At 45.4% G+C, this 14367-nt stretch carries 10 protein-coding genes; 5 read left to right on the forward strand and 5 right to left on the reverse strand.

The window, feature by feature from the left end:
• Window positions 1–434: 434 nt before the first annotated feature.
• From ACE1OE_RS05365 to ACE1OE_RS05380, 4 genes are all read left to right on the forward strand, one after another.
• A complete protein-coding gene (locus ACE1OE_RS05365; protein WP_449210371.1) occupies window positions 435–1526 on the forward strand; it encodes a PfkB family carbohydrate kinase in 1092 nt (363 codons plus the stop codon).
• Entirely contained in the window at window positions 1520–2437 is a 918-nt protein-coding gene (locus ACE1OE_RS05370) for a pseudouridine-5'-phosphate glycosidase (protein ID WP_102470537.1), read from the forward strand. Before ACE1OE_RS05365 ends, ACE1OE_RS05370 begins: the two co-directional genes overlap by 7 nt.
• Before the next feature lie 325 nt (window positions 2438–2762).
• On the forward strand, window positions 2763–3416 hold the full coding sequence (locus ACE1OE_RS05375; protein ID WP_449210372.1) for an HAD family hydrolase: 654 nt from the start codon (window positions 2763–2765) through the stop codon (window positions 3414–3416).
• A gap of 45 nt (window positions 3417–3461) precedes the next feature.
• Window positions 3462–4226: a DeoR/GlpR family transcriptional regulator gene (locus ACE1OE_RS05380; RefSeq protein ID WP_102470539.1), complete on the forward strand. Its 765-nt coding sequence runs from the start codon at window positions 3462–3464 to the stop codon at window positions 4224–4226.
• 79 nt (window positions 4227–4305) lie between these two features.
• Here ACE1OE_RS05380 and ACE1OE_RS05385 read toward each other — a convergent pair whose 3' ends face one another.
• From ACE1OE_RS05385 to ACE1OE_RS05400, 4 genes are all read right to left on the reverse strand, one after another.
• The gene (locus tag ACE1OE_RS05385; RefSeq protein WP_449210373.1) at window positions 4306–6393 is read right to left on the reverse strand and encodes a TonB-dependent siderophore receptor; all 2088 of its coding nucleotides are present in this window, start codon (window positions 6391–6393) and stop codon (window positions 4306–4308) included.
• A gap of 231 nt (window positions 6394–6624) precedes the next feature.
• On the reverse strand, window positions 6625–8598 hold the full coding sequence (fhuB, locus tag ACE1OE_RS05390; RefSeq protein ID WP_449210374.1) for a Fe(3+)-hydroxamate ABC transporter permease FhuB: 1974 nt from the start codon (window positions 8596–8598) through the stop codon (window positions 6625–6627).
• Entirely contained in the window at window positions 8598–9560 is a 963-nt protein-coding gene (locus ACE1OE_RS05395) for an ABC transporter substrate-binding protein (protein ID WP_241903217.1), read from the reverse strand. Before ACE1OE_RS05395 ends, fhuB begins: the two co-directional genes overlap by 1 nt.
• Window positions 9551–10336 carry an ABC transporter ATP-binding protein gene (locus ACE1OE_RS05400; protein ID WP_449210375.1) on the reverse strand — a complete coding sequence of 262 codons (786 nt, stop codon included), beginning with the start codon at window positions 10334–10336 and terminating at the stop codon, window positions 9551–9553. Before ACE1OE_RS05400 ends, ACE1OE_RS05395 begins: the two co-directional genes overlap by 10 nt.
• A gap of 262 nt (window positions 10337–10598) precedes the next feature.
• Between ACE1OE_RS05400 and ACE1OE_RS05405 the strand changes: the two genes are divergently transcribed.
• Window positions 10599–12431 (forward strand): ABC transporter ATP-binding protein, encoded by a 1833-nt coding sequence (locus ACE1OE_RS05405; protein ID WP_449210376.1) that lies wholly within the window; start codon window positions 10599–10601, stop codon window positions 12429–12431.
• Between the two features lie 388 nt (window positions 12432–12819).
• On the opposite strand, the gene glpK is transcribed toward ACE1OE_RS05405, so the two are convergent.
• Window positions 12820–14313: a glycerol kinase GlpK gene (gene glpK / locus ACE1OE_RS05410; protein ID WP_102470544.1), complete on the reverse strand. Its 1494-nt coding sequence runs from the start codon at window positions 14311–14313 to the stop codon at window positions 12820–12822.
• Between the last annotated feature and the right edge of the window lie 54 nt (window positions 14314–14367).

Genomic DNA, 14367 nt, shown 5'->3' on the forward strand with positions numbered 1-14367 from the left:
GCCATGGACGCGATATCATACCGATCGGTGGTGTGTTGGGAATCAATAACATGAAAATTTTCAAGATAAGCTGAATTGGTTACGGTGACGCACAGCCGTGAAAGGTGTGGGTATTCTTGTTTAAGAGAGTTGAACAGTTCGTCAATCCCTTTTCGACAGCTGAGAGCACGGTTTGTAGTCGCGATACAATTAATATAGTCCATATGTTTCTTATCAATAGTTTGTATATGGTTGTTTAAATAGTAGTCAGCAATGTGCACTTATTTCAAGTGATCAGCCCCACAATCGAGTATGTAAGTATATGAATACTTAGCTGTGTTTTTAGCCTGTGATCCCGGTATCAAGTCTAAGAAATGCCGAGTGAAAACGATTGCGTGTTCAAAATGTAGGCGTTATTGTTACAAACAATTGTTTGACTGTACGGACAAATGTTTATGACGGATCGTGAGCAACAAGTATTAGCGTTGATTAAGCAAGACCCCATGATTGCTCAACAAAAATTGGCGCAGCAGCTAGGATTAAGCCGAAGTGCCGTGGCTGGCCACATTATGAACCTCACTCGTAAGGGGTTTATTCAGGGCAAAGGGTATGTGATTGCCCCCGATCGTTATGCCGCAGTTGTAGGGGGCGCCAATATGGATTTATGTGGTCGCTCAAATGCCGAGCTTGTTATCGGTGACTCTAACCCAGGTGCTTTGACGTCAAGTGCGGGAGGTGTTGCTCGAAATATTGCCGACAACATGAGCCGCCTAGGAAGCCACGTACAGTTTATTGGCGCCATAGGTGATGATTCTTGGGGTGAACAGTTAAAGGTTTCATGTCGAGACGCTGGTATGGGTATCGATCATCTATTGACCGTGACTGGAAAGGCGACCAGTACCTATTTGTCTATTCATGACCCTAACGGGGAGTTGCAACTCGCGCTGAATGATATGTCGTTGATTGACGAGCTAACCGGAGCGCAAATGGCGAAGCGCGCTAATGTGCTGAATTTTGCATCAGCGATCGTTCTTGATGCTAATCTGAGTGATAGTGCCCTCGATTACATATTCCACGCACATTCGGACAAGGCCATTTTTGTCGACCCAGTATCGACAGTGAAGGCCAATAAAATAGCGCCTTATCTCAATCACATCCATACACTCAAACCCAATTTAGCGGAGGCCGAGCTTCTCGCTGATTACTCGCTCCCAAGTCTTGATTTTTTACCTGAACTTGCTAACAAGTTGCACCACCAAGGTGTAAAGAGACTGTTGATTAGCCTTGGACAGCAGGGGGCATTTGCGAGTTGTGAAGACCATTCGATGCTTATATCTGCCGTTGAAGCTGAGGTTATCAATGTAACCGGAGCGGGGGATGCGCTGATGGGGGGAATCGCACACGGATTTATTCAGGGTTGGGATTGGCCTCAAAGCATAGATTTTGCTCTGGGTGCCGCTAGGTTGGCATTGCAGTCAAGCTCAACAATTAATTCAATAATGTCAGAAAAGGCGGTGACACGCCTAATAAAGGAATCGACATGTTAGACCAATACCTCGATATTTTACCTGAAGTAGCACAAGCATTAGCCACTAACCAACCTGTTGTGGCGTTAGAATCGACCATCATCTCACATGGTATGCCGTACCCGAGAAATGTAGAAACCGCACTGATTGTTGAAAAAACGATTCGAGACGCGGGCGCAATACCTGCCACCATCGCCATTATCGAAGGTCGTTTAAAAGTCGGGCTAAGTGAAGCGGAGATTACTCATCTAGGAAAAGCTGGGACATCGGTGACCAAAGTGAGCCGTCGTGATATCCCATTCATGGTAGCAAGCAAAAAAGATGGTGCCACAACGGTTGCTGCGACGATGATTCTAGCTGAAATGGCGGGTATTAAAGTCTTCGCAACGGGAGGCATCGGCGGTGTTCATCGTGGAGCACAAGAAACGTTTGATATTTCTGCTGACCTACAAGAGCTTGCGAACACGAATGTCGCGGTGGTTTGTGCTGGGGCAAAATCAATACTGGACCTGGCGCTAACGCGTGAATATTTGGAAACACAAGGTGTGCCAATTATTGGTTACCAAACAAGTAGCTTGCCAGCGTTTTACACCCGAGAAAGTGAACATGGCATTGATTACCGACTTGATAGTGCGCAAGAGATCGCTCTGGCATTGAAAGTAAAGTGGGAAATGGACCTGACGGGCGGTGCCGTTGTCGCCAACCCCATTCCAGAGCAGTTTGCTATGCCCGTTGAACGTATCAACTCGGTGATAGAGCAGGCGTTAGCGGAAGCCGAAGAGCAAGGTATATCGGGTAAGGAGTCAACGCCGTTTTTATTAGCCCGAGTCTGTGAACTTACGGGTGGAAATAGCTTAGACTCCAACATTCAGTTAGTGCTCAACAATGCCAAGTTGGGCGCGGCTATCGCTAAGGCCTATTGCGAGAATTAATCTCGTCGATACGCTTGGGATATGAAAATTTGGTACTTTAGATCGACCAACGTCTTTTTTAAGGGGTTGGTCTTTTTGTTTTTCGACGCCTATCATCGATAATATCATCCCGCCATTTATAGCTTCACGTATCACCTTACCGTCACCATGATTGATAATAACGTCGACTTTGCGCCTTAAACATCAATCAATCCTGCAATTTCTCGCAGCTCTACGGGGGACTCGATATGGTCCCGCGCCATCAGAATATAGCATTAACAGGTCAGTTCAGGCAGAATGCTATCGCTTCTATACTAACGTTTTTTTAATTAACTAAGTGACCTGTATGACTTTTAAAGCTGCGATCTTTGACATGGATGGTTTGTTACTCGATACCGAAAATGTGTGTAAACAAGTATTCAATGAAGCCTGCCAGACGCTAGGCGTGCCGTTTTTTGAAGAGCTTTACCTGTCTATCATTGGTTGCAATGCCAAGACGATTCGAACTCGACTAACGGAAGGCTACAAAGATGTGATTGATTACGAATTGATACATCAAGAGTGGCGAAAAAACTACGACGCCGTTGTACTCCATAAAGCGATCCCGATTAAAAAGGGCGCTATTGAGTTGCTTGATTGGTTGGCGTCTAAAAATATCCCCATGGCGGTCGCGACGTCAACCCAGCGAGAGGTGGCTGAAGTTAAATTGAAACTGGCGGGTTTAGACAAGTATTTCGCCAACATAACAACAGGGTGTGAGGTGACTAATGGTAAACCAGACCCAGAAATATATCTGTTGGCAGCCAAACGGCTAGGCATCATACCTGAGTTTTGTTTGGCCTTTGAGGATTCCAACAACGGCGTGAAATCTGCGATGGCCGCTGCCATGAATACGTATCAAATCCTTGATTTAGTTACGCCTTGCGACGAGGTTCGCCAACTAAGCCCTATTACCCACGACTCTCTATTCTCCGTTTATCAGGAATTATCAAAGCGATGATTCCTGTTATACTTGTAGATCTTGGATACAAAGCGGAGTGATATTTTGAAGCAAACGCAGCGTCATCGTGAAATTCTTGCGATGCTGACACAAAGTGGTTTTGTTAATACAGAAGAATTTGTAGAGGAGTTTAAGGTTAGTCCTCAGACTATCCGTCGCGATCTGAATGACTTAGCCAAGCAAGGGTTAGTGACACGTCATCACGGTGGTGCATCGCTTCATTCAAGTACTGAAAACGAAGCCTATTCAACGAGAAAAGTGCACTACCAGGAAGAGAAAACACGTATCGCGAACGCACTTGTAAGGCGCATCCCTAACGGCTCGTCGCTATTTATCGACATCGGCACCACGACGGAAGCCGTCGCCATTGCTTTATTGAGTCATAAAGACCTCAAAGTTGTCACCAATAACCTTAATGTAGCCAATATTCTTCGCGCTAAGGATGACTTCACCGTTATCGTTGCGGGTGGTCAAATTCGAAACAAAGATGGCGGAATTATCGGTGAGGCAGCGAAGGAGTTTATTGAGCAGTTTCGTTTAGATTTTGGCATCCTTGGGATCTCTGGTATCCATGAAGATGGTAGTTTATTAGATTTTGATTTTTCTGAGGTGCGAATAGCGCAAGCGATTATGGAGTGTTCAGGTCAAACACTGCTGGCAGCAGATAGTACTAAGTTTAACCGTGGTGCAATGGTAAACCTTGGGCACATTTCTCAAGTCGATGCGTTTTATACTGATGAGAAGCCGCCACAAGAGTTAATTGACATTATGGATCAGAGCGACGTAGATCTTATCGTTTGCTTGCCGTAATAAAAAGCCCTCATTTCAATTCGAGGGCTTTAAAAATAGTGACCTTAAAAAGGTTAATAGCTGTATTCGCTCGTTGTATTTACCAGCGGTAATTCGCGCTTAGTACCGCCGTTCGAGACTCACCGTAATAGCAATAATAATCACAACCTGACACGTATTCTTTATCTAAAATATTATTTACATTGAGCTGTGCTTGCCATTGTGTGTTGATATCGTAAGAAACTACCGCATCCCAAAGCGTTGCACTAGGCACGGTTAGGTCGCTGCTTTTTGGGTTGTCTTTAGACTCACCAATGTAACGGACTCCTGTTCCAACATTTAAGCCATAAATACCGGCGAAAGAGGCATCATAGTTTACCCATGCTGATGCTGCGTGTTTTGGAATCAATGGGGCTTGCATCGTGCCTTGATCGTTGGTGTCGTCAGTTTGAGCATCGGTATAGGTGTAGCCAGCCGTGACTTTTAATGCATCCGTTACCTTTCCAACCATTTCAAATTCAGCGCCCTTTGAGGTCACTTCACCGGTTTGGGTTTGAGCCCAGGTAGCAGGGTTGGTAACTAAGGCATTGGTCTGAGTAATATCGAACAACGCTAGATTCATGTAACCATCAAAAAATTGTGGTTCGTATTTAACCCCAACCTCAAATTGTTCACCCTCTAGTGGTTTGTACAGTTTGCCAGTTGATGGATCAATTGTGCTCAATACCTCAAAGGATTGAGAGTAATTGGCGTAAGGTGAAAGACCGTTGGATGCAAGGTACATTAACCCAGTGTTAAACGATAGTTGACCATCATTGCGTGACTCGTTTTGATTGGCTTTTTGACTGGTGTTTTCAGTGTTTACCCAATCGTAACGTGCACCAACTAGCGCGATCCACTGTGAATCTAAAGTGATTTGATATTGAGAGTATAAGCTCGCCTGGGACTTGTTTATTTCTCGATCGATGTTGTCCGCCGAATCTAAAGGGGTATAGTTGCCATATTCTGGATCCCAAGGATTAATGGAATCAAAGGCATAATTGTCTTGTTCTTCACCTTTAGTATTGTGGTGCTGTAGGTCTAGCCCAAGCAGCAGCGTATGCTCGGCGTTATCGCTGTACCAATTTCCGACCGCATTGTTATCAAAGGTAATACTTTGGTTAGTACCGTCACGAAATACGACACCGCGCGCAAGCTCAGTGGCGCTTGGATCAGAGTTTGGAAAGGCATAAACACTGCGGAGGAGCAGGTCGTTTTGACCGAAATTTAAGTTTTGAGCCAGTGACCAAACACTATTGTAGTCATGCTCTAGACGATAACCAACGGAAAATTGCTCGCGCTGATAGGTATCGTAACCCGGTTCACCTAGGTTGGTCGATGGATCAATTTTACCATTGTCGGAAGGCAATAAACTACCTGCCGCAGGGAAGAAGCCGTTAGTCGGTGTGCCATCATCTTTAAGATAAGTCCCCATTAAAGTAAGCATCGTGCGCTCTGAGATATCGATCTCAACACTTGGCGCAAGATAGAAGCGCTCGTTTTCTGTATCGTTAAGCTCACCATCACGGCTTTTCATCATGCCAACTAAACGATAACGCACAGTGCCTTGTTCATTGGCGTGATCGGAGACATCAAATGCAATCGATTGATGATCTTTATTACCAACTTCCAAGCGCACTTCACCTTGTGGTGTGAACGTTGGTTTCTTTTGAACTGCATTGACGACGCCACCTGGAGGCGCTTCTCCGTATAATATAGCCGCGGGCCCTTTCACCACTTCAACTTGCTGTAGGCCATAGGGTTCAACTAACCATGTGTAGTATCCGTCTCTAAATAGTCGGTTGCCATCCAAGTATGTCGCAGCATCAAAACCACGCACTTTAAACCAATCCGTATCGTTATCGGCACCATAGGGCTGTGACGTGACGCCAGGTGTATAACGGAGTGCTTCATCAAGTTTTTGTGGGGCTTTAGCTTGTAAGTCTTGCTCTGAAATGATGGAGACCGAGCGCGGAACCTCTTGAGCTGGCGCATCAGTTTTTAGTGCTTGTGCGGTAACGGTAATCGTATCCATTTGGGCTGCATCTTCTTGTGCATGTGCCTGAATGGATATCGCGGAAAGGGCGGGAAGGGTTCCGATCATCAATGCGGATCTCACCGCGCGCGAAACAGAATGTAGAGAGCTCATATAAAAACACCACTGATAATGATAATAATAGTTATTTGCGTACGCATTCTAATGATATTTTTATAATATGGAAGTGAAAACATAGATTTCACGAATGATCGCTTGCGCTGGGCTAGTTCTGGTGAATAGTTTTTATAATCAATGAGTTGAGTATTTTATTGAGGGTTAGATGAAAAAGAGAGAGTAACAGGGAGTAAGAGGGAGTCACACTCCCTCTCTCATAGATTTGAGTTAAGAACGCTTGATTCGACTGACGAGCATTAATATAAGGAAGTAGCTACCGCCAAGAATCGCCACCAACGTCCCTGCTGCGATCTGAGTCGGAAACAGTGCAACTTGGCCTATCCAATCGGCCCAGATCATGAGTGTGCCACCTATTAAACAACTGACGAACAGCTGCTGATGAGGTTTTTGTGCACCGATAAGCATTGCCATATGCGGAGCGACTAAGCCAACAAACGAAACTGGGCCCATGGTTGAGGTCACTAAGGCGCACATCAATGCAACAATACTCAATAAAACCAGTGATGCACCGTTAACCGATAACCCGCGTCCTTTAGTAAAATCTCGTCCGATAGAAATTAAGCTGAGCCAGCGCGATAAGCTAACAGAGATAATGCTCAATACTATGACACCTAACGCTAGCGATGATGCTTGAGTGTCGGTGACACGATAGGTTGAACCGGACAACCATAATAATATTTCATAGCTATCCGTCGTGCCACGAGCGAGGCAAAATTGCACCATTGCTTCGAGTAAAGCGGTAATGGCGATACCCGTCAATATGAGGCTCGATGGCGCAAATTGATGCTTCTTACCGAGTAGCAATAGCACGATCAACACGGATAGACTGCCAAATAGCGCCACGCCCCATTGTGCCCCTAGCACTGATTGACTTAAAAATAAGCTAGAGAACACCAGTGCGAATGTTGCACCGGAGGACACCCCTAATATGTCAGGGCTAGCAAGCGGGTTGTAAATAAGTCTCTGTAATAAGGTACCTGCGATAGCAAGACCAATACCAGAAAACAGTGAGGTCACTAGGCGAGGCCAGCGCAAGTGCCATTGATATTCGCTCGGCACTCCCCAATACCAAGCCTCATTGCTGAGTTGAACACACACAGTCAATAAGACACCGGTGATTGCGGCCATTATAAAGAAACCGAGGTATGGTTTAGAAATTTGTGAACGATAGGAGCCAATACTGATAGTCATCCTATCTTGAGCTTTCATCTGCCTGCGACTAAACCAAACTAGAGCGGGAGCACCTATGGCGGCGGTAGTCACACCGCTAGGGATGACTTCACCAAATACGCTGGTCAGAGACATAGAGATCATATCTGTGACAAGCAGTAACGCCGCGCCAAGATAAAGGCTATGAATGAGCTCTTCTCGCGGAGTTCTTGCGCCCAAGCTTCGTGCAATATTCGGCGTGAGTAGACCAATAAAACCAATCACGCCAACGGCAGTGATAGACGCAGATACAAGCCAAATCCCGACAACCATCATGAAAATAAATGCTGGGATGGTGTTGAGACCACGAGCCGCCGCGCCGTCATTGCCCAAACGAAGTAATGTCAGAATTCGAGGAGCAAACAGTAAAATGATTAGAGCAGGAATGAGGCGTGGCCAAAGCCAATCAAACCAGTCCCAGCCATTTTGTGCAAGATCGCCAGCACCCCACATAAAAACATTCTGAGCATATTGTTCATTGAGAAGGATTATTGCGGTGGCGATAGCGCCTAATAGAATGTTCACTACCATGCCTGATACCACAAGCGGAAGCCCCATCATATTAGAGACCCCAGTAATGGCGACAATAAGAACAAAAGCACAAATGGCACCAAACATCGCAGCGATAGCAGTGTAGTCGGCTATCCAGTCGTTAAACCAGACACTTACGATGATCAATGCTAACCAGGCACCCGATGAGGTGCCGAGTGTCAATGGCGAGGTAAGTGGGTTTTGAGTCAGTTGTTGCATCAAGCTACCAACCAAACCGAGCATACCACCCACCAGCAGTGTCAGAAGCATTCTCGGAAGCTGAGCGTAGGCATAATTGAAATCGGCAAAGCTTTCGGCCGAATCGATGTTGAAGCTCAACTGCCATTGCTGGGAGAATGATAACGAAGAATCTATTTGTAGACTCAGGATGCAGAGGCAGAGCAGGACACACAGATAGACTAAAGAATGGGCTCGAATCATTATTGAGGTGCCACTTGTAGCAGACTATCGGTTACTGCGTTTGCGGTGTACAACAGTGACATCGCACCACCGTAGCTCCATACAGGCTCCATGGCGTTAACGTGTCCCTTACGAACAAACGGCATCGCTTTCCATAATACACTACTCTTCAGTTTTTCTTCTTGAGGAAAGGGCAGGATATATAACACGTAGCCATCGGTAACATGTTGCAAAGCTTGGAATCGCTGTTGTGTGATTCCCCACGGAGCGGCAGTTTTAGGAAGTGGATTTTCTAGACCCAATTTGTTGAGTACGTATTCTGTTGTGGAGTTTTCAGTGAACATAAACACAGAAGTTGGGTTGGAAAACCGGATGGGTAATACCTTAGGAAGCTCTGGATAGGCGGTTCCCAGTTTATCTTTGAGCGTGGTGAATGCTTGCTCCATCTGAGTAAGTTTCTTCGTTGCTAGCGCCGTTTTTCCTAGTAAAACCGCCAGGGTGTTAAAGTTATCAATCGCTTGTTGAGCGTCGTTTTTATGACCATCAAAATTGGGTAAATACACCACAGGGGCAATCTGACTTAGGGAATCGATGAGGTCTTTTTGTGGCGATGCTGCGATGATCACATCAGGTTTTAATATGGCAATCTGTTCCATGTTGGGTTCGGCTCGGCTACCGATATCAACAATGCTTGAAGGTGCCGCTGGGTGTACTACCCAGTCACGGTAACCGGGAAGGTTTGGTGCGCCGACAGGTGTAATATCGAGCTCAATGACTTGTTCCAATAGGTCCCAGTTGAGCACAACGACACGCTGAGGAATGGATTCAAACGTAATCGGCCCTCGAGCATCTTGAATGGTGACTGCGTTATTACTGGTTGCCAAATTTTCTAGAGCGGCCGTTGCGAAACTGAGGGGTGATAGGAATACGCTACCTATTAATAGCATGCGACAAAGAAAAGATAAGTGCGGTGTTATGCGCATACTACGGCTACCTTATTTATGCTGGTGTCTTGTGACGGATGAGGGTGGTCGATAAGCTTAATCGGAGAATGATAAAGTTCTGAGAGTCGGTCTTCATCAAGCATAACTTCTACTGGGCCATCAAAGGCAATTTGACCTTGCTTGAGAGCTACGATATGTGTCGCGTAGCGAAGGGCCAAATTAATATCGTGTAAGATAACAATAATGCCTACCGATTGTGTTCGATTGAGCTCGGCTAGCAAAGCCATGAGTTGATATTGGTGATGAACATCAAGGGCAGAGGTGGGCTCATCGAGGATTAGAATCGGTGATCTTTGGGCCAGTAACATCGAGACCCAACCTCGCTGACGCTCTCCACCAGACAAGGAGTCAGCTAATGTATTGCTATGGTCTTGCATACCGGTTTTTGATATCGCGTCTTCAATGATTGCTTCATCTTCAGGGGTCCAGCGGGCAAAAGCGCCACGCCATGGATAGCGGCCAAGTCGAACTAACTCCCGTACAGTAAGGCCTGCCGAGGTGGGTAGTTTTTGCGGTAAAAATGCCACTTCTTTTGCTAGTGAACGTGAGGAACGCTTGGTCAAGGGCTCTCCGTTTAACGTGACAACGCCTTTATCTGGGCCTTGTTGTCCGGCAAGTAAGCTGACTAAGGTGGATTTACCAGAACCATTGTGACCTAAGACAACCGTCAATTCGGAAGTGGGAATGGTCAATGAATCTATCGAGAGTATGGTTCTGCCACCTCTGATCATTGCAATATCTGAAAGGTTATACATGTATGGGTCTTAGTTGCTAGGGGCGGATGTGTAAACTAACTGAGTTATCGACATCCGTTTAATAGTGAATAGGTAGTGGTTTAAATCAAGGTATGCACATTGAGATTGATATCCTTGATACTAGAAAGATTAATCCCCAAAGGGTCTTTCACGAAATCAAACATCTGTTACAATTCCGCCCTTCCAATCCTGCAAATGATAATTATTATTAGTCGTTTTTGCAATGGTTACCTATCAGAAAAGCCGTTATTTGAGGGCATTTATGTTTCGTCGTTTTGAGTCATTTACCCAACCATTCCCTGAAGAGGGGGGTGAAAAGCCCCCAGGCGACTTGCTTGGTTTTTGTAAATACTACACCAAAGGGTTCGAAACCCCCTTAATTATGCTGGCTATTTTGAGTGCCAGTGTCGCGATAGCTGAAGTGACGTTGCTGAAGTATTTAGGCTCTTTGGTCGATATACTTGGGCAACAAAATAAAGATATGTTTTGGCAAGAGCAAGGAATGACATTGCTTGGTATGGCGGCATTGATCGTCGTCGTTATGCCGTTGTTGTCTTTTTGTCACTCAATGATCATGCATCAAAGCCTTTTGGGAAATTACCCCATGGCAGTACGTTGGCAGATGCACCGATATTTGCTTAAGCAAAGTATTGGCTTTTTCCAGCGTGGTTTTTCAGGTCGCGTCGCGACAAAAATGATGCAGAGCGCAATAGCCGTGCGAGAAACGGTGATGAAACTCATCGATGTCATGGTCTACATCTCGGTGTATTTTGTGTCTATGATCTTGATGATGGGTGGTGCTGATAAGGTATTGATGGTACCTATTTTGGTGTGGTTAGTATTGTATGTGTGTATCCAGTTGTTTTTTATTCCAAAGCTTAAAACCATTGCAGCGACTCAGGCGGATGCTCAGTCGGTGATGACGGGACGAATCGTCGATAGCTATACGAACATCACGACAGTAAAATTGTTTGCTCATTCAAAGAACGAAGTGAACTACGCTAAAAATAGCATGAAACAGCTGTTGCAAGCGGTCTATAACCAAATGCGTATGATCACCAAATTGCTATTTAGCGTCGATGCAATTAACTACATGTTGCTATTCTCGATTACGTTATTATCGATAACGCTATGGTTAGATGATTTAGTCAGTGTGGGTGTCATTGCGATTGCCGTTAGTATTGCTTTACGTGTGCAGGGGATGTCGAAATGGATCATGTGGGAGGTCAGTTCGCTATTTGAACAGATAGGTACGGCAAGCGATGGGATGAATACCATCGCAAATGATATTGAGGTTCAAGATTGCCCCAATGCCGCACCTTTGGTGGTGACTTCCGGTGAAATTGAGTTTCAAAACATTAACTTTCGCTATAGCGATGGAAAGCCTGTCATCGAGGGGTTAAATCTGACGCTCAAGCCTGGTGAAAAGGTTGGGGTAGTGGGACGATCTGGAGCTGGCAAATCAACGTTGGTCAATCTACTGCTTCGCTTCTATGACTTAAACAGCGGCGCGATTATCATTGATGGTCAGAACATATCCTCCGTACAACAAGAATCGTTGCGACATAAGATTGGAATGATAACCCAAGATACATCGTTGCTGCATCGTTCGATTAGAGAAAATATACTTTATGGCGATCCGGACGCATCTGAACAAGCAATGATACTAGCGGCAAGGCAGGCTCATGCCCATGAGTTTATTCAGGAACTGGTTGATGAAAGTGGCAATACAGGTTATGACGTCGAGGTTGGAGAGCGAGGGGTGAAATTATCAGGTGGTCAGCGTCAGCGAATTGCCATTGCGCGAGTATTATTAAAAAATGCCCCGATTTTGGTGATGGACGAAGCTACATCAGCGCTTGATTCAGAGGTAGAGTCGGCAATTCAAGAAAACCTTACGTCATTGATGGACGGTAAAACCGTCATCGCTATTGCTCACAGGCTGTCAACTATTGCGGCAATGGATCGTCTTATCGTTATGGATAAGGGCGATATCGTGGAGCAAGGAACCCATCAAGAGCTGCTGGCATTAAACGGTGTTTATGCCCAACTTTGGTCTCATCAAACTGGCGGGTTTTTGGGTGAGTCCTTTTAGTTCATGATTTGAGAGCCCTGTTAGGACAACTTTTCTAAGTTGAAGAGGGGAAAGCGAGAATGGTTAATTGTTGAACTGTGCAAATGTTTGGAAACAATTATTCATCAAATCAATAAGAGTTTACACTTATTGATAATAATATCTGATTTTTAACGCTTCTCTGATGTGCTCTAATTAGCGCTTATTTAGCTGGTAGTCCACTTTCAGCTAAATGAAAATCCAACTTTATACATCGTATTGATGTTGCCTTGCTGCTTTACGCAGCAAGGCTTTTTTGTTTGCCTTTTCGTCCGTGTTTTTTGTAATATCACGGATTATTTACAACTGATATAATCGCTTATTTTTCAATGCGTAAACTTTGTTACTTTCTGCATGTGTCGTTTTGCCGTTACGACGTTTGTGTTCGTCTGATTGCCTCTAACCATCCGCTATACCAATCTTCTCGCTGTTCTCTCTTCATGTTTGGCCGAAAGACACGCTCAATTTCTTTTTTATCGGCGAGTTCATCTTGGTTTTGCCAAAAACCACTGGCGAGACCCGCTAACATTGCTGCGCCGAGTGCGGTTGATTCGCGAACTAAAGGCCTTACTACCTTCGTACCCATAATATCGGCTTGGAATTGCATCAAGAAATCGTTGGCTACAGCCCCACCGTCGACTCGGATCTGTGCTAATTTGATGCCGGAATCCTCTTCCATAGCTAACAACACATCGCGGCTTTGATAGGCAATCGACTCTAGTGCGGCACGAATAATATGGTTACGGTTGGTGCCACGAGTAAGCCCCGTTAACGTGCCTCTTGCGTGTGGGTCCCAGTATGGTGCGCCAAGCCCAACGAAGGCTGGAACCAAATACACACCATTTGAATCATCTACTTTTTCGGCGAAGTATTGGGTATCCTGAGCGTCACGAATGAGGCCCAGTTCATCACGTAGCCATTGAATCGTAGCACCTCCCATGAAGACACTTCCTTCCAAGGCATAGGTTACCTTGCCGTCGATCTGGTACCCAATAGTGGTCAGTAAACCATGCTTCGAAGTGATGGGCTTATCGCCGGTATTCATTAATAGGAAGCATCCGGTACCGTAGGTATTCTTGACCATTCCTTTTTTAAAGCATTGTTGGCCAAACAAGGCAGCCTGTTGATCGCCGGCGATGCCACTAATTGGGATATCTTCAGAACCACCACCAATATGCGCATAACCATACACTTCACTGCTTGATTTCACGTCTGGTAACATAGTTTTTGGAATGTTAAAGAGCTTAAGAAGGGCTTCATCCCACTCAAGAGTATGGATGTTAAATAGCATAGTACGTGACGCATTGCTTACATCAGTGACGTGCGACTTACCGTGAGTAAGCTTCCAAATGAGCCAGGTGTCGACGGTACCAAAAAGTAGCTCACCATTGTCTGCTTTTTCTCGCGCACCTTCCACATTGTCAAGGATCCAAGCGATCTTCGAACCGGAAAAATAAGCGTCGACAACTAGCCCAGTGGTTTTCTGAATATAAGGTTCATGGCCTTCTTGTTTTAATTGGTCACAAAAACTCGCGGTGCGTCGACATTGCCAGACGATAGCGTTGTAAATAGGTTGGCCGCTTTCTTTATCCCAAACAATCGTGGTTTCGCGCTGATTGGTAATACCAATAGCGGCGACGTCTTCATTGGCTATATCGGCTTGAGCGAGTACCTCGGTTAACGATGAGCGTTGGGTTGCCCATATTTCCATTGGGTCATGCTCTACCCAGCCGGGGTTTGGATAAATTTGCGTAAATTCTCTTTGTGCAGAGCAAACCGTATTCGCATCGTGATCAAAAACAATGGCACGTGAGCTGGTGGTTCCTTGGTCTAACGCGACGACGACTTTTTTGTGGTTGTTCATTCCGTTTCCGTTCTTAGTTTATCTCTGTAACTAAACTGATGAGCATCGTGTACA

The sequence above is a fragment of the Vibrio sp. E150_011 genome (genome assembly GCF_053544015.1).

Bases quoted from the DNA above. Each gene is read 5' to 3' on its own strand.
- ACE1OE_RS05370 (WP_102470537.1), top strand. From the start codon at position 1,520: ATGTTAGACCAATACCTCGATATTTTACCTGAAGTAGCACAAGCATTA.
- ACE1OE_RS05400 (WP_449210375.1), bottom strand. From the start codon at position 10,336: ATGTATAACCTTTCAGATATTGCAATGATCAGAGGTGGCAGAACCATA.
- ACE1OE_RS05385 (WP_449210373.1), bottom strand. From the start codon at position 6,393: ATGAGCTCTCTACATTCTGTTTCGCGCGCGGTGAGATCCGCATTGATG.
- ACE1OE_RS05375 (WP_449210372.1), top strand. From the start codon at position 2,763: ATGACTTTTAAAGCTGCGATCTTTGACATGGATGGTTTGTTACTCGAT.
- fhuB (WP_449210374.1), bottom strand. From the start codon at position 8,598: ATGATTCGAGCCCATTCTTTAGTCTATCTGTGTGTCCTGCTCTGCCTC.
- ACE1OE_RS05405 (WP_449210376.1), top strand. From the start codon at position 10,599: ATGTTTCGTCGTTTTGAGTCATTTACCCAACCATTCCCTGAAGAGGGG.
- ACE1OE_RS05395 (WP_241903217.1), bottom strand. From the start codon at position 9,560: ATGCGCATAACACCGCACTTATCTTTTCTTTGTCGCATGCTATTAATA.
- ACE1OE_RS05365 (WP_449210371.1), top strand. From the start codon at position 435: ATGACGGATCGTGAGCAACAAGTATTAGCGTTGATTAAGCAAGACCCC.
- glpK (WP_102470544.1), bottom strand. From the start codon at position 14,313: ATGAACAACCACAAAAAAGTCGTCGTCGCGTTAGACCAAGGAACCACC.